Below are 16168 nucleotides of genomic sequence, written 5' to 3'. Positions count from 1 at the left end.
GCTGGGGTATCTATTTTTCAAATATTTAGTACCTGGTTCTAATACTTTGTGTTAAAATGAAATATAAGTTATTCAAGGGGGTTATCGTATTGTATTATTTAGCAGCATATTTATTAAAAATAATTTTAAGTTTATTTGGAAGAATAAACGTTTATCAGAAGGAGAATGCAGCGATACCTGGTGGATTTGTTATTGCTTGTACCCACACAGGCTGGGTGGATATCTTGTGGCTGGGTGTTTCTATGCTTCCTAAGAAAATTCATTACATGGCAAAAAAAGAATTATTTCAATCAAAGTTATTAAAGTGGCTAATGGAACGGTTAAATGCATTTCCTGTTGATCGTGAAAACCCAGGACCAAGTACGATTAAAGTTCCGAGAAGGCTGCTTGCTGAGCAGAAAGTGGTAGGTATTTTTCCAAGTGGAACAAGAACAAGTGAAGAGGTTCCATTAAAAAGAGGTGCTGTAACTATTGCTGGACATGCAAAAGTACCGATTGTTCCTGTAGCATATAAAGGACCTAATAATTTTACAGACCTCTTTAAACGAATAAAGCCTTCTATTATTTACGGGAAGCCAATTTATATTTCGGAACATTTACCAAGAAAACAAGCAATGGAAGAGATGATGGTCCAATTGAATCAAGAACTTAGTAATTTACAAAACCGATTGGATGAGCTGAATTAATGGTTCGTGTTCCAACTTTAGTTAAGTTAAAATGCTTTTCCCAGACAATGTTTTCACCTATGATAGAAATATTCTTCGTTAAAATTTCTATCATAGGTGATTGGCATGTCAGGGGTGAAACATAAATGAGGCTTATTTAACATCACGATTGGATTGGGGATATTATTATATCCATTAAACTCCGCCATGATTGCGATTGCATTGACACGACTTCAACATGATTTTAACTTCACTTACTTAGATGCTCCTGGTTTATCTCTGTTTCTTTATTTGGTAAGTGCAGCTGGACAGCCCATAATGGGAAAACTAAGCAAGCGATATGTTCGGTCAAAACGATTATTTATGGCAGAGCTTACAATTGTTTCCTTGGCTTCAATACTAGCTCCTATCTCCCCAAACTATTTATTTCTACTAGTATGTCGAGCTTTACAGGCGATGGGAAGTTCTAGTGGTATGAGTATGATAAGAACCTTTATTTCGGAAGGCCAGGGCAGGGCCATAGCTATTTTGTAGCTATCTTCAGCTACTCAAGTTGTCCCCGCGGAGCAATGCCTAGTTATTTGCTATGAGTTAGGAACATATAATATTCCCCGTAAACGAATCTTAATGGTTGTCAAGATAACTCCATATTTTTGAGGCAATTTCTCTGGCTTCTGATTCATCAGAAGTACCTGCAAATGTTTCCATAAACGAGCGAGAAATTGATTCAATAAGAGAAAACCGTGGGGATGTTTTTGCTAATTCCTCTAATAAAAAGAGAATATACTCTTTGCCACGCTCCGTTTGTCCGCGGTTAAGATTGCTAAGAAAACCTTCCAATTGTTCCGCAATTTCTTGGCTAGTATAGACCGTATCATCCATATTATTTGTTAAGATAGTATATGATTCGTCACCTAAAAGTTGATCATTGGTTTCTATTAAATGTGGAATAATAGCATCTAATCGCCGAATGACATATTGAATGAGTTCCTGAATACTGCCTAAATGCTGAGAAGATGTTGAACCAATATGATTAATATGCTGCATCATACCTAGTAATAGTACGCCCGCATCTAATGCGAAGGGCGTCGCTAAATGTCCATATACATCAACAATTCGGTTTCGAAGCCAGAATAACTCCTTGAAATGATTTTTCTTTACAAAATCTCTTAACTCTTCATCACCTGAATGGAAAATTGCTTCAAAAAGCATGAATAGATTCTGTTCTTTATTTACTTGCATACGTACCGCTATTTGTTCAGCCAATACCTGCTTATCTGAAGGATCTTGTCCAATTAGAAGTTCTCTTCTTCGAATAAAGGTTTCGTCGTTTACATGTTCTAAGATAGCAATTAAACACTCATTCTTAGATGAAAAGTAATTATAGAAGGTTCCTTTAGAAATAGTAGATTCTTCTAAAATGTCTTGGACAGAAGTGGCTGAAAAGCCTTTTTCTATGAAAAGTCGTTGTGCTGTCAACAATACTTGTCGTTTTCGTTCATTCATTCGATCATTCACCTTTATTACATTAAGATAAACCTATCGTACCCTATAATACATGCATAAGCAAAGCGTAAGATATTGAAAATATTGTAAGGAAACTCCTTTTGATCATAAGAACCGTATCCCTGTTAAAAAAATCACCTCAAAAGCTAAAGAGTAAACTTTCTAACTTTTCTTACCTCCAGTCAAGTGTTTTACACAATTTATTTGAATTATTTACCTTGATTTATTCAGGGGGGATAAACCTCCTGAGTAAGTCAAAATTTCCGCATGACTAATAGACCTAACGTTTTTCCATTTTTTTCGCAAGGTCTTTATGGTATAGTGAGATTAGCCTAGGTGATTATGAATGAGTAGAAGCAATTTCATAATCGTATGGTATGTTGTGTGAAATAAGGTGAAATGCCACTTTCAAGAACTTATTTATACACGCTATCACCGCAACCTTATGAGGTTTCCTCTGAGGTTGTTTTTTTAATTTGTCATAGTAATCAACGATGTGATTCTGTCCTTTTTTTCGTAATGAAATCATGGAAAAAATCATGAAATATAATATTTTCCGTAGTTTCTTATTGCCACGTTTATTGATACGATCTCTATATTGTGTATTACCTGACTGATATCGCATAATATCAATTCCAACGTATGCATTCAGCTGTTTGGCATTTTTAAACCGTCGTATATCTCCTAGTTCACCAATAATTCTACATGCCGTCGCATCACCAATGCCAGGGAATGAACGAAGGATATGATATTCCTTTCTATCAAGAGATAAGGCAACCATTTTTGCGATAATTTCTTCTTTCTTATCTCTTAAGTCTGCAATTCTGCTTGCGTAATCCCTTACTTGTTCACAACGTACATCCGATGCATCGATAGCTGGGTATGAGTTTTTGGCAACTAGTAAAAGCTCTTGTGCCTTCTTATCTGCTAGTTTAAGAGAAAGATTTTTTTTGGTATTCTTTTTCAGGCTATTTCTAATTACTGTTTTTGAATGTACCAATAAAAATGATGGCTGCGGATACAATTGAACGATGTTCAAAAAGAGTGCTGAGCTTGGTGTAATCATTCGTTCTAGTTCCGGAAAAGATAATTGTAAAATCGCATGCATTTTGCCCCGTAGTTGGATTAATTCTTCATCAACTTCGTCGTAATAACGTGATAGGGCACGCATTTGATTATAATAGGTGTCTTGTTGAAATATTGGCTTACGGTTTATTTTAAAGTGTGTTTTAGCCAACTCATGCGCATCGCTTTTATCGGTCTTATTTCTTCGCATAGCTGCTGTCTGAAGTTTTGCCTCAAGTGGATTTAAGCGACAATATATGTATCCACGATCTTGAAGAAATTTTTCCAAAGCCATTGAATAAACCCCAGTCGCTTCAAAAACAATTTCCGGTCTTTGACCCTTTTGTTGTTCTAACAATATCATTCGCTTACGAAGTGATTCGAAGTCCGCTTGACAATGATTTATTTCCCCTTCAAATATACAGCGTTTTTGATCATAAATAACTATCGTACTTTTGCCTTTACTTACATCGAGCGCAACTACAGGTTTCATTTCGTCTCCTCCAATTAATTACTCATAGAAGTCTTCACATAACCTTATCGATTCCACTTTCTTATACACGATCTCTATGGACCCAACATACTAAATTGATTCAAATAAGGGTGTGAAGTGAGCCTGTTTGGGGTGCGGATTCAATATTGATCCCAAAGTTAGATCGGCTTTTCTTCACTCCTACTATAAAAAAATAGTAGCACAAAACCATGGCCTTGGTTTTGTACTACTAATCTTAGTATGTTTGGGGTGATTATTTAGAAGTCTCACAATCCACTGCGACTAGGAAATACTTCTTTTTTATTTACGATGGATTATAAATTGTGCCCATAAAAAGTATGCTATTTGTTTCATGATCTGTAATAGTAAAGAAGAATGGTCGATTTACTTCCATATGAAATGGAGGATCTATTGGGGCCGAAGTCGTTTCCATTCCGATAGAAGTAGCACCAGCCGCCTCTGTACCCTGTTCAGTTACTTCTATATATGTTTTCTGTTTAATATCACTAATCCAGAGTTGGTTATTTTCTTGAATCATCTTCTGGAAGTTTGCGTTTTGCTTGTCGAAAGCCTCTGTCATTCCAAGTTGTTGTAGAGCATCATTTAATGTGGTTTCATATTCGATTTGAAATTTTGGCAACTGCACCGTTCCTTCTTCTTCTTGGAATTGTGACTGCCATTGCTGCCAAATGTCACTGGTTAGCTTTGTTTTTAGTTCAGACAGACTGGTATTCTTTTTAGGAAGGAAAATATTCATGCTCATCTTTTTTTCTTCACTATAAGGAAGGGATACAGCTTGCACATATTTATTCTCTAGATAGTTTAGTTTTTCTTTAAGCAGCATCATAGGCACTTGTTTGGTATCTCCATTTTCAAGATGAAAGTTCCTGTTTGTTGTTTGCGCTTCATTAAACGCATAGGTCCATTGTCCATTAAAATAAATAGCGTTGATGAGCATCGTTACTAAGTTAGGATCCAAAGGGCTGTCTGTAATTTCAGTAATCTTGTTATTCGTCGATTTCTTTATCCAGTCATTTATCTTTTGAGCTGCGTCTGGATTGTTGATGTCAATTTCCTCAATCTCCGCATTAAAGTAATCGGTATTTTTGTCCGTGAAGGCTTCCTGAAAATGAAATTGGTCATTCAGCCAAATTGAGTTTCCAATCTGCAATTGAATTCCCTCTGGTTGCTCCATAAGTGAAGATAGCAAGGAAGCATTCGCTCGATTTAAGTCCGTCGAACGTTTATTTTCTAGATGTAGAATTTGGGAAATTTCATCTTTGGTTGTTTCTTCCGCACCATTATAAACCATAGATAGTGCGATAAATAGACTAGTAGGAGAGAATAAGGTGTTTCCTTTGTCATTTGGCTTCACCCTATTCAATAATTGAAAGCCTAGTTGGTTATTAGCGGAAGTGATTTTTTTGTAATCTTGTTTGTCAAAACTAGCATTGATTACCGAATCGGTTCCTGTTTTACTCGTACCACATCCACTTATATAAAAAATTAGTGCTGCCAAAAATACAAGTATCACGTATTTTTTTGACATGTTTATCACCACCCTTACTCATTAGTCCGTATGCTATAGGAAAATGTTACATTGTGTTTCGTGTGTAATTAATAAACTTAGTCCATGATGTTGTTTGAAATATCCATTATTTAGAAAAGGATATATCTGTAAATTAGTCTTTCCCAGATGATGTAAAAGGTATACAAACGAATAAAAGGCGGGGTACATCGTAAAGTAATTTGGTCGCATACATCCGAATGATATAATCTTTTTTTAATAAAAATTAGCTTGGAACTTCTTCTTCCAACGCTGCAGTTTGAAATAATTCAATAAAGTTTCGTGTGCTTTTTGAAAGATACCTTTCTTTAAGCCAAATAAGGGATGATTTAGAGATAATTGTATTATCTTCAATCGTTAATGTTCTAACCCCGCGTAATGGATGGCCAGATAGAGTCGATTCAGGGACAATTGTTGCTCCAACCTCCTCACTGACTAACTGAAGAATCATATCTACGTCAGGGCATTCACAAACAATGGTGGGAGATAGCCCGAAGTTCTCGAATTGATCAAGTATTAGTTCATATTGTCCTATACCGCTTATACGATGTAATAATAACAATGGGAAGGCATTTAATTGTTCCATTGTAGTTGATGTTATAGATGGATTACACCATTCTTCAGGCAAAACTGCGACATATTTTTCTTCAGGAAGAGCAAGAGAATCGAATGCATGCATTTCTAGCGGTAATCGAATAATGGCAAGATCAATATCTCGATTATGAAGCTGTTCCGCAAGCAGATAGGAATCGCCTTCTTTTAAATGAAAACGTATGTGAGGAAATTTTTGTTGGAATCGTTTCATTTGTTTCGGTATTTGTGAAAAACAGGTTTTTACACAACCAATTGAGATCGTCCCCTTAGTTCCTTCCCCAGTTTCTTTTACTTCGGTAATCGTTTCCTCTAATGTATGAAATAATTTGTCTACATGATTATAAAGAACAGTTCCAGCATCGGTTAACTCCATTTTCCGTCCATGACGCTCCATTAATTTAACACCTAACTCTTCTTCTAATGATTTGAGGCTTTGACTCAATGGCGGCTGAGCCATATGTAACTTATTGGCAGCTTTCGTAATTTGGCCTTCATTTGCTATTGTCTGAAAGTAACGCAAATGTCTCATTTCCATAGAAGATAAACATCCTTTCTTTCATATAACCATTTATGAAAACGCTTCCTTATAAAGAATTATATATAATTTTATATATAAGGACAATGCGATTATCAAAATAGTATATTTTTTTTATATAGAATACGAATGTAATAGATATTATTAATATAGTTATAACCGTGCTATTATTCAAATAAGCACAAGTATTCAGATAATTGAAAAGGAGGAAAGGTCTGTTCTGATATGACATCGCTTACATTAATATGGTTATAGGAGGAATTAGAATGCCCGCCAAAACAGGACAACAATATATAGGTCGATTAAAGCAAGCAAACAATAATGTGTATATTCATGGAGAACGTGTTGATGATGTAACAAAGCACCCAGCATTTAAAAATGCAATTCAGTCAATGGCAAAATTATACGATATCCAATATGAAAAACCAGAAAAAATGCTTTATACTTCACCAACTACTGGAGATAAAGTAGGGAAGACATTTATGGTACCAACTACTATCGATGAATTAATTGAACGACGTGAAGCAATTATGGAGTGGCAAAGTTTTACAAAAGGGTTAATGGGGAGATCTCCTGATTATTTAAATGCTGATGTTATGGCCATGGGGCCAGCAAGTGAATTCTATGCTGAAGGAGACCCTGCGTTTGCCGAAAACGCTAGGAACTATGCTGCCTTTGCTAGGGAAAATGATATTAGCTTAACTCATACCCTAATACATCCACAAGTGAACAGGGCAAAAATTCAGGCAGATCAAAAAGATGCCAATGTTGCTCTTCATGTAGTTGAAAAAAATGATCAAGGAGTCATAGTTGATGGGATCCGTCTTTTAGCAACACAAGGTGGTATTACCGATGAAATATTAGTATTTCCATCTACGGTTAAGAAATCAGGGGAGCTGGATGATCCGTATTCATTAGCTTTTGCGATACCGAATAACACCCCAGGGTTAAAGTATTTAAGTCGCGAGTCATTTGAATATGGGGAGAATCGCTATGATCATCCCCTAAGTTCAAGATTTGAAGAAGGAGATACCATTGTTGCATTTGATCATGTACTTGTTCCTTGGGATCGTATTTTTGTTTTAGAAAATTCATCGATATGTAACCGAGCTTTTGCTGAGACAAACGCAGTTGTGCATATGACACATCAGGTGATAACAAAAGATATTGCTAAAACAGAATTCTTGTTAGGGGTGGTTTTGACATTAATGGATACAATTGGAATTGATGGGTTCCAGCATGTGAAAGATAAAGGAACTGAAATCATGCTTACCTTAGAAACAATGAAATCCCATCTATTTCGAGCAGAGCACAATGCGAAATTGGATAAATGGGGAATGATGACACCAGATTTTCAAGCATTGGATGCTGCGAGAAATTGGTTTCCGCGTATTTATCCGAGAATGGCTGAAATTCTAAGAATTTTAGGAGCATCTGGAATGATGGGAATACCTACGCATGCTGATTTTAATAATAAGGAAATTGGTCCGATTTTACATCGTGCCATGCAGGGGAAAAACGTAGAAGGCTACGAACGTGTCCAAATTTTCCGATTAGCTTGGGATCTAACCATGAGTGCCTTTGGCAGCCGACAAACACATTATGAATATTATTTCTTTGGGGACCCAATTAAGATGGGGATGGCTTACTTTGATAAATATGAGAAAGAAGTTTATAAATCTCAAGTTCGTGATTTCTTAAGTAGTCAACAAATCCAACAAGTGAACATATAAACTGGAGGAACAATGTAATAATTTCTGTCTGAATTCTAGTTCGCACGAAACAATTTTTGTTGTAGACGCTATATTTCTCATTTAGTAAGATAAGCTTAAGATTTAGAATATGGTGTGGAGGAGGTAAGTAGATTGAAAGTCATTCGTATAGATCCATTTATCAAGGTAACGAATTTTCAGGATCATGTGATGGCGATAGGGTTTTTTGATGGTATTCATTTAGGGCATCAGCAATTATTACGCCATGCAAAAAACATAGCTGAACAGCAAAATCTGTTGTTTACCGCAATGACATTCGATCCGCATCCAGATGAGGTAATCAACAATGAGAAAGCACGGAACTATTTGACGCCGCTTTCAGAAAAAATTGACAAGATGGAAAAGATGGGTGTAGATGCTCTATTTGTTATACATTTTGATCGTACATTTGCTTCTCTTTCTCCAGCTGATTATATTCAAAACTATATTCTTGAGCTAAATACGAGGCATGTTGTGGTTGGTTTTGATTTTAGGTTTGGTCATAAAGCACAAGGGAATACACAGGTTTTGGCACAGGCTGCAAAACAGAGTGATTTTGGTTTGAGTGTGATACCTAAGAAAATGTACGACAATAAGAAAATTAGTTCAACATTAATTAGGGAATGCATTCAAGCAGGAAGAGTAGAAGTCATTCCATTTTATCTCGGCGCTAATTATCAAATAAAGGCTGTTATTTCCAATACACATACAATTGGTATCTTTCAACTCGATCCAATAGAAAATTTCATCTTTCCTAAAGAAGGAAGCTATAACATTTTACTAATGGTAGATGCCAGGTCTATTCCAGCAGTATTACAATGTGATCGGGGTAAATGGATGTTGATGGTTAGAGAAAGGATAACGAACCACCAGCAAACAGTCACCATCGAATTTCTAAGCCAGGCGATGGTTAAAAAAACGATGACGATGTAAACCTATAAAGGAGGATGATCATGATGGAAAGTAGAACTTTTCGTAATGCAATGGGTCGATTTGCCACGGGAGTTACAGTGATCACTACAAAATCAGGAGAAGATCATCATGGTATGACAGCAAATGCATTTATGTCCGTTTCGTTGGACCCAAAATTGATTACAGTTTCCATTGATAACCGAGCAAATATGCTTCATAAAATTAATCAATCTGGCAAATTTGCTGTTAGTTTCCTTTCTGATAAGCAGCAGGATATCTCGATGCATTTTGCAGGTCAGGCAAATTCAGGTGAAGAAATTCAATTTGATTATATCCAGCAAATTCCAGTCATTCAAAACGCTCTTGCTTCAGTCGTATGTGATTTAGATCGCAGCGTTGAAGTTGGAGATCATACCTTGTTTATTGGTAAGGTGGTTGATATCAATTTAACAGATGGCAATCCGTTAACATTCTTTGGTGGGAAATATGGAAAACATGAACCTGTAGAGTATGTGTAGCTACTTATCATAAATATTATATATGATTTAATATATTATTCATAAAAGGAGTGAATTCATATGGCTAACCAATTAGCGGATGAACATATAGAAATGAAACAGCAAACAAAAGATATCAAGCTGTATATTAATGGAGAATTCGTTGATGCAGCAAGCAAGCATACATTTGAAAATATCAGTCCTTATACCAATGAGACCATTAATCACGTTGCCTCAGGAGATAATGAGGATATTAAAAAAGCTGTCCAGGCAGCAAGAGCAGCGTTTAAAGGAGAATGGGGGAAACTAAAAGTAAAAGATCGACTTGCATATGTTTATAAAATTGCTGACCTCATTGATGATCATATCGATGAAATTGCCCCTTTAGAATCATTTGATACCGGTTTGCCAATAGCACAAACGAAGAAGATGGTGAGTAGAGCAGCCTATAATTTCCGTTTTTATGCTGAAATGGTCTCTACACGTATGGTGGGAGAAGCATATCAAGTAGATGATGAATTTTTAAATTATACCATTCATAAACCAGTTGGTATTGCTGGATTAATTACTCCATGGAATGCACCATTTATGTTAGAAACTTGGAAAATAGCACCTGCGCTGGCTACTGGAAATACGGTTGTCTTAAAACCAGCAGAGTGGTCTCCGCTAACCGCAAATCGATTAGCAGAGATTATTGACAAAGCAGGACTTCCAGACGGTGTATTCAATGTCGTTCATGGCTACGGAGAAACCGCAGGTGCTTCACTTGTGGCGCATCCTGATGTTGAGTTGATTTCATTTACTGGTGAGACCACCACTGGCTCAGAAATTCTTAAAAATGGTGCGGATGCTTTGAAGCGTTTTTCCATGGAATTAGGTGGAAAATCACCGATTATTGTTTTTGATGATGCTGATTTTGAACGTGCACTTGATGCATGTACATGGGGAATATTCTCGTTTAATGGAGAGCGCTGTACGGCGAATTCGCGTTTGTATGTGCATGAACATATTGCAGAGAAATTTATTGATAGATTAAAACAACGTATTAACAAAATTAAAGTAGGTGACCCATTGAAAGCTGATACACAAGTGGGTCCACTTATTCATAAAAATCATTACGATAATGTCAAAGATTATCTTGAAATTGCAAAAGCCGAAGGATGCGAAGTAATTAGCGGAAATATTCCAGATGGTAAAGGGAATTACATTGCACCAACCCTTATCCTAAATGCAACAAATCAAATGCGTGTGGTACAAGAAGAAATATTTGGACCAGTTATTGCTGCAATGACTTTTACAGATGAACAAGAAGTAATTGAATTAGCTAACGACGTTCGCTATGGCTTAGCCGGGTATGTTTGGACGCAGGATATACAACGGGGACATCGTGTCGCTCAAGCAATTGATTCTGGCATGTTATGGGTGAATGCACAGAATGTTCGTGATTTAAGAACTCCATTTGGAGGGTCTAAGCATAGTGGAATTGGCCGTGAAGGGGGACATTATGCCTTTGAATTCTATACAGAAACGCAAATTATCCATGTTGCCTTAAAGGATCATCATATTCCGCAGTTCGGAAAGTAATTATTGTAATTCATTGATACCATTTTATATGGAGAGGAGAATACCAGCATGATGTTTGATATTATTCGTTCCGGACGTGCTATCTTGCATGTAACAGACCTAGAACAGTCTAAAAGTTTTTATGAAGCACTCGGGTTTATTGAGTCAGAAGCAGATGAGGAGAATATTTTTTTCCGAGGGCTGGAAGAACATAACCACCATAGTCTTTGGTTAAAAAAGAAACCAGAACCTGCTGTAGAGGCAATAAGTTACAAAGTTATTTCTGAGCAGGACCTTGATGAACTTGAGAAGTTTTTTATTAGCCAAGGAAATGATATCAAATGGTTGGAAAAGGGGACTCAACGATCAGTTGGGCGAGCTTTACGAGTTCAAGATATTTCGGGGTTGCCGTTAGAATTTTACGCTGAAATGGAAACTGTTGATCGCCTATTGCAGCGTTATGATTTATACAAGGGTGCAAAAGTTCAACGAATTGATCACTTCAATTGTATGGTTCCAAATGTAGAGCGAGCTTATGATTATTATATTAAACACTTAGGATTTGCATGTTCAGAATATACGGTTGGTGAAGAAGAGAAAGTGTGGGCTGCCTGGCTCCACCGTAAGCCATCTGTTCATGATGTAGCATTTATGAATGGGATCGGCCCGAGACTTCATCATGTCGGTTTTTGGCTAAAAGATCCAATGAGTCTAATCGATGGCTGTGATGTGCTTGCTGCTTTAGGTTACGGACCGAACATTGAACGCGGTCCAGGACGTCATGGTTTATCAAATGCTTTTTTCTTATACTTACGAGATCCAGATGGTCACCGGATTGAATTGTACAATGGGGACTATTTAACGAGTGATCCTGACTTCAAACCAATCAAATGGGATTTAGATGATCCAATGCGCCAAACGTTCTGGGGACATGAAGCACCAGATAGTTGGTTCGATGAAGCATCTGAAGTATTAGATATACAAACAGGAAGAAAATTGCCGCAGCATGAACCAAAATTAAAGAAAAGAAAACCGCAATTTGTGATATAAATTTAATACAATTCAGTTATTGAAAAGAAAGGATGGTCCAAATGAATAAGCAATATGATGAAATTAAACAACGATTAAGAGGTTCTGTGACACCAGTTATTACACCGTTCCAAGCTGATTTTTCTATCGATTATGAGAAACAATCCGAACTGATAGAATACCAGTTAGAGAATGGCACTCACGCGATTTCAGTTACGGGAACATCTGGTGAACCAAGTTCATTGACTGTTGAAGAACGTGTCAAAGTTATGGAAAATGCGAAAAAAACAATAAATGGTAGAGTACCCTTTGCACCGGGTACAGGTTCGACAAATCATGATGAAACAATGTATTTAACAAGGAAGGCACAAGAAATCGGTGCAGATGCAGCGATGGTGATCGTTCCGTATTACAATAAACCAAATCAGCAAGCGTTGTATAAACATTTCAAGAAGGTTGCAGATTCTGTAGATATACCAATCATTGTATATAATATTCCAGGGCGTACAGCATTAAATATGGAAGTTGAGACATTGGCTAGATTAAACGAAGATTGTCCAAATGTTGTAGGAGTAAAAGAATCAAATAAGGATTTTGAACATGTGAATCGAGTGATGCTTCACTGTGGAAGAGACTTTTTATTGTATTCTGGTATTGAATTACTCTGTTATCCCATGTTGACAATAGGTGGGGCTGGGTCCATTAGTGCAACAGCGAATGTAGAACCTGCGAAGGTGGCTGAAATGCATGATGCATGGAAAAATGGGGATGTGAAGCGTGCTCAGGATCTGCATTTTGAATTAATGAAACTAAATGATGTCTTGTTTAAAGACACGAACCCCGCACCAGTAAAGGCAGCGTTGGGAATGATGGGCAAAATTGAGCCAGTATTACGTCTGCCAATGGATTTACCATCGGATTCATTACAAGAAGAAATACGTAAAACTTTGTTAGAATACGGTAAATTAGTGCAACATGCTTAAAATAAGGGGGAGATGCCGCATAATAACTACGTTGACTTGGCTAACATCCAATAACGAAACAATGGTGGCTCATTTTGGGTGTCTCCCCAAGCCTATTGCTTCCTTTAAATCCGCGTTGATAGGAGAATGTAAACTTTCTTTTTCCGTACAATCGCAGTCCTTAAGCAATATCCCTTTGTGGCAAGGTTGTCATCTCGGGTATTGCTTAAGTTGTTTCCTAGATCTGATCTAATTAAGAAGGGATGATGTTTGTGCAAACCGTTTATTTAAAGCAGTCCGGCGTACATCCGTTTAAAGAAGCGAGGGTAGACTTAGAAAATGACACCATTGTAATTGCGGGAAAAACATATGTCAAAAAGGATATCTCCTACGACATTCCTGTCAATGGAACGGTTTATGGTACGCTATTAAACTATCGCGGCGCTTATCAGAAATTAGAAAAATCCATGTATGAGCCGCCGTACCAAGCACCTCCAAAGGCACCAATTTTATATATCAAGCCTGTAAATACGTTTGCTTCAGCTGGTTCAACCATTGTACTTCCAGAGGGTGTATTCGAATTAGAAATAGGTGCTGCATTAGGGGTTGTTATTGGTAGAACCGCAACAAAAGTAACTACATCAGAAGCTCTATCTTATGTTGAAGGATATACGATTGTGAATGATGTTAGTATTCCTCATGATAGCGTCTATCGTCCAGCAATTAAAGAAAAAGCTCGTGACGGGTTTTGTCCAATTGGTCCCTGGATAGTAGCATGTGATTCTATTAATAATCCTAATGACTTGCAACTTCGCGTAAAAATTAATGGGGAATTGAAACAAGAAAACACGACAAAGAACCTTATTCGATCTGTCGAAGAACTTATTGCTGATGTGACAGCATTTATGACGTTAACAAAAGGGGATGTATTATTAGTAGGCGTACCTGAAAATGCACCATTAGCTAGAGAAGATGATATGGTACAAATTGAAATCGACAAAATAGGGACTTTAGAAAATCAGGTAATTTCTGAAAAAGCATTTATAGGAGGGAGAATATGAAGCATGCTCGAATTGCTTACCAAGGTCTAGCTCAAGAAGCAATTGTGACAGAAGCTGGTATTCAACTCAATGATGGCAGGTTTGTGAACAAAGATGAGGTTGTATGGCTGCCGCCTGTTGAACCAAAGACAATTTTTACACTGGGTTTGAATTATGCTGATCATGCGAAAGAGTTATCTTTTTCAGCAACTCAAAAAGAACCACTTATTTTCTTCAAAGGACCAAATACGCTTATTGGTCACAATGCTCAAACGATGCGCCCAAGTGATGTAACTTTTATGCATTATGAATGTGAATTAGCAGTCATTATTGCGCGCGAAGCAAATCAAGTAAGCAAAGAAGCCGCGTACGATTATGTTAAAGGCTACACGATTGCAAATGACTATGCATTACGTGATTACTTAGAGAATTACTATCGACCAAACTTAAGAGTGAAAAATCGTGATGGTTGTACGCCAATCGGCCCGTGGTTTGTTGATAAAGAGGATGTGAAGGATCCCATGAATCTGACCTTACGTACATATGTCAATGGAAAGAAAACACAGGAAGGGACGACTGCTGATATGCTTTTGGGAATTCCAGAGCTAATCGAATTCTTAAGTGGATTTATGACCTTACATCCTGGGGATATTATTCTTACTGGAACACCGAAAGGTTCTGTGGATACGAAAATAGGCGACGAAGTGGTAACAGAGATAGAGGGGATTGGGCGTCTTGTTAATACGATCGTAGGAGAGAATACATTCCAAACGAATTGACGAAAGGAGGAGCATACGTGCCGCATTTAATCATTGAATATACGAATAATCTTAAAGAAGAAGCAGATATCCCTAAATTACTACGAACAGTAAATAACACATTATTGGAACATCAAGATATTATTCCAATTGGTGGATTACGCTCTAGAGCCATTGAATTGTCAGATTATCTTGTAGCGGATGGCACCGAAGATGATGCTTTTGTTCATGTGACATTAAAACTAGGTAAAGGAAGGTCGGAGGAAGAAAAACAAGATTTATGTGATAACTTATTTAAGGCGATCGAACAGCATTTTTCAATAATCTATCAAAATCGTTATCTTGCATTGTCTATGGAACTCTATGAATTTACATCACCTACGTATAAACGGAATAATATTCATCCGCGTTATAAAGAATAGTATAAAATGATATAGTCGCTGTTACTATGGTTTAGCATCCAGAGACGGAAAGATAACGTAATAGAATAAGGAAATAACATGCTTTGACATCATATATGATATAGTATATGATTAATCCACTATGGAAAATAAAACGATTACTAAAAAACAAAAAGCTTATGATTACATGAAATCGCGAATTATTGAAGGGCACTATGCACCTGGACAACGAATTGTAATTAATCAATTAGTTAAAGAATTATCAACGAGTGCAATACCAATACGTGAAGCCGTACGCCAGTTAGAAGCAGAAGGTTTAATTGATTATCAAAATAATATTGGTCCGGTAGTTACTCCGATTGATAAAAGTGAGTATTTAGATACGATTTCTGTATTAGCAGTTATGGAAGGGTATGCAACAGCATTAAGCAGCCAACATGAATTTTCACAAGTGAAAATCATAGAGCTGACAACTAAAAATCAACAAATGAAGGAGGCAATTGAAGCATTTGATCTACAATCTTTTGGTCAACTGAATCGGGAGTTCCATGAATTAATCTATTCCCAATGTGAAAACACTTTTTTGGTTGAGGAGATTCGGAAATCTTGGAGAAAATTAGATTCGATTCGAAGAACGGGTTCTGCATTCCATCCTAAACGAGCATTTGCTTCGATTCAAGAGCATCAACAACTCATTGACTTACTTAGTAAAAATGCTGATTTTGAATTGATTGAGAAGGCAGCACGTACACATAAATTAAATACAAAGGAAGCATTTAACAATCAAAATACCCAAATTCGTAGCGAAGGATTTAAATAGCTAGGAAACG

General features: G+C 36.9%; 16 protein-coding genes. 12 read left to right on the top strand and 4 right to left on the bottom strand.

What is annotated here, in order from left to right:
• Positions 1–89 precede the first annotated feature (89 nt).
• The gene (locus BN990_RS13505) at positions 90–686 is read left to right on the top strand and encodes a lysophospholipid acyltransferase family protein (RefSeq protein ID WP_038245555.1); all 597 of its coding nucleotides are present in this window, start codon (positions 90–92) and stop codon (positions 684–686) included.
• A gap of 153 nt (positions 687–839) precedes the next feature.
• The gene (locus BN990_RS13500) at positions 840–1199 is read left to right on the top strand and encodes an MFS transporter (RefSeq protein WP_038245549.1); all 360 of its coding nucleotides are present in this window, start codon (positions 840–842) and stop codon (positions 1197–1199) included.
• A 90-nt stretch (positions 1200–1289) separates the two neighbouring features.
• On the opposite strand, the gene BN990_RS13495 is transcribed toward BN990_RS13500, so the two are convergent.
• The 4 genes from BN990_RS13495 to BN990_RS13480 form a co-directional block, all read right to left on the bottom strand.
• On the bottom strand, positions 1290–2171 hold the full coding sequence (locus BN990_RS13495) for a TetR/AcrR family transcriptional regulator (protein WP_021292438.1): 882 nt from the start codon (positions 2169–2171) through the stop codon (positions 1290–1292).
• A 340-nt stretch (positions 2172–2511) separates the two neighbouring features.
• On the bottom strand, positions 2512–3729 hold the full coding sequence (locus BN990_RS13490) for an IS110 family RNA-guided transposase (RefSeq protein WP_038245547.1): 1218 nt from the start codon (positions 3727–3729) through the stop codon (positions 2512–2514).
• Positions 3730–4033: 304 nt separating this feature from the next.
• Complete coding sequence (locus BN990_RS13485; protein ID WP_081856153.1) at positions 4034–5278, bottom strand: serpin family protein; 1245 nt, start codon at positions 5276–5278, stop codon at positions 4034–4036.
• 244 nt (positions 5279–5522) lie between these two features.
• Positions 5523–6425: a LysR family transcriptional regulator gene (locus tag BN990_RS13480; RefSeq protein ID WP_021291962.1), complete on the bottom strand. Its 903-nt coding sequence runs from the start codon at positions 6423–6425 to the stop codon at positions 5523–5525.
• Between the two features lie 266 nt (positions 6426–6691).
• On the opposite strand from BN990_RS13480, the gene hpaB reads away from it, so the two are divergent.
• The 10 genes from hpaB to BN990_RS13430 all read left to right on the top strand — a co-directional run bounded on the left by hpaB (position 6692) and on the right by BN990_RS13430 (position 16158).
• The gene (gene hpaB / locus BN990_RS13475) at positions 6692–8158 is read left to right on the top strand and encodes a 4-hydroxyphenylacetate 3-monooxygenase, oxygenase component (protein WP_038245542.1); all 1467 of its coding nucleotides are present in this window, start codon (positions 6692–6694) and stop codon (positions 8156–8158) included.
• A 132-nt stretch (positions 8159–8290) separates the two neighbouring features.
• On the top strand, positions 8291–9109 hold the full coding sequence (locus BN990_RS13470; RefSeq protein WP_021291960.1) for an FAD synthetase family protein: 819 nt from the start codon (positions 8291–8293) through the stop codon (positions 9107–9109).
• Positions 9110–9132: 23 nt separating this feature from the next.
• The gene (locus BN990_RS13465) at positions 9133–9606 is read left to right on the top strand and encodes a flavin reductase family protein (RefSeq protein ID WP_031335678.1); all 474 of its coding nucleotides are present in this window, start codon (positions 9133–9135) and stop codon (positions 9604–9606) included.
• 60 nt (positions 9607–9666) lie between these two features.
• Positions 9667–11169 carry a 5-carboxymethyl-2-hydroxymuconate semialdehyde dehydrogenase gene (hpaE, locus tag BN990_RS13460; protein WP_021291958.1) on the top strand — a complete coding sequence of 501 codons (1503 nt, stop codon included), beginning with the start codon at positions 9667–9669 and terminating at the stop codon, positions 11167–11169.
• 48 nt (positions 11170–11217) lie between these two features.
• Positions 11218–12198 (top strand): 3,4-dihydroxyphenylacetate 2,3-dioxygenase, encoded by a 981-nt coding sequence (gene hpaD / locus BN990_RS13455; protein ID WP_021291957.1) that lies wholly within the window; start codon positions 11218–11220, stop codon positions 12196–12198.
• 41 nt (positions 12199–12239) lie between these two features.
• The gene (gene hpaI, locus BN990_RS13450) at positions 12240–13160 is read left to right on the top strand and encodes a 2,4-dihydroxyhept-2-ene-1,7-dioic acid aldolase (RefSeq protein WP_021291956.1); all 921 of its coding nucleotides are present in this window, start codon (positions 12240–12242) and stop codon (positions 13158–13160) included.
• A gap of 251 nt (positions 13161–13411) precedes the next feature.
• On the top strand, positions 13412–14200 hold the full coding sequence (locus BN990_RS13445) for a fumarylacetoacetate hydrolase family protein (protein ID WP_232620900.1): 789 nt from the start codon (positions 13412–13414) through the stop codon (positions 14198–14200).
• Positions 14197–14958, top strand: coding sequence for a fumarylacetoacetate hydrolase family protein (locus tag BN990_RS13440; protein ID WP_021291954.1), 762 nt, complete (start codon positions 14197–14199; stop codon positions 14956–14958). The genes BN990_RS13445 and BN990_RS13440 overlap by 4 nt, the downstream gene beginning before the upstream one ends.
• A gap of 17 nt (positions 14959–14975) precedes the next feature.
• Positions 14976–15359 (top strand): 5-carboxymethyl-2-hydroxymuconate Delta-isomerase, encoded by a 384-nt coding sequence (locus BN990_RS13435; protein ID WP_021291953.1) that lies wholly within the window; start codon positions 14976–14978, stop codon positions 15357–15359.
• A 121-nt stretch (positions 15360–15480) separates the two neighbouring features.
• The gene (locus tag BN990_RS13430) at positions 15481–16158 is read left to right on the top strand and encodes a GntR family transcriptional regulator (protein ID WP_021291952.1); all 678 of its coding nucleotides are present in this window, start codon (positions 15481–15483) and stop codon (positions 16156–16158) included.
• The last annotated feature ends 10 nt before the right edge of the window (positions 16159–16168 follow it).

Origin of the sequence: Virgibacillus salexigens (genome assembly GCF_000723585.1) — a bacterium.
In the GTDB taxonomy this organism is placed as follows: Bacteria; Bacillota; Bacilli; order Bacillales; family Amphibacillaceae; genus Virgibacillus; species Virgibacillus salexigens.
This window is presented reverse-complemented; position numbering and strand designations above follow the sequence as displayed.

Coding starts and splice junctions, on each gene's coding strand:
- hpaD (WP_021291957.1), top strand. CDS start 11,218: ATGATGTTTGATATTATTCGTTCCGGACGTGCTATCTTGCATGTAACA.
- hpaB (WP_038245542.1), top strand. CDS start 6,692: ATGCCCGCCAAAACAGGACAACAATATATAGGTCGATTAAAGCAAGCA.
- BN990_RS13485 (WP_081856153.1), bottom strand. CDS start 5,278: ATGTCAAAAAAATACGTGATACTTGTATTTTTGGCAGCACTAATTTTT.
- BN990_RS13495 (WP_021292438.1), bottom strand. CDS start 2,171: ATGAATGAACGAAAACGACAAGTATTGTTGACAGCACAACGACTTTTC.
- BN990_RS13465 (WP_031335678.1), top strand. CDS start 9,133: ATGGAAAGTAGAACTTTTCGTAATGCAATGGGTCGATTTGCCACGGGA.
- BN990_RS13440 (WP_021291954.1), top strand. CDS start 14,197: ATGAAGCATGCTCGAATTGCTTACCAAGGTCTAGCTCAAGAAGCAATT.
- hpaI (WP_021291956.1), top strand. CDS start 12,240: ATGAATAAGCAATATGATGAAATTAAACAACGATTAAGAGGTTCTGTG.
- hpaE (WP_021291958.1), top strand. CDS start 9,667: ATGGCTAACCAATTAGCGGATGAACATATAGAAATGAAACAGCAAACA.
- BN990_RS13490 (WP_038245547.1), bottom strand. CDS start 3,729: ATGAAACCTGTAGTTGCGCTCGATGTAAGTAAAGGCAAAAGTACGATA.
- BN990_RS13480 (WP_021291962.1), bottom strand. CDS start 6,425: ATGGAAATGAGACATTTGCGTTACTTTCAGACAATAGCAAATGAAGGC.
- BN990_RS13430 (WP_021291952.1), top strand. CDS start 15,481: ATGGAAAATAAAACGATTACTAAAAAACAAAAAGCTTATGATTACATG.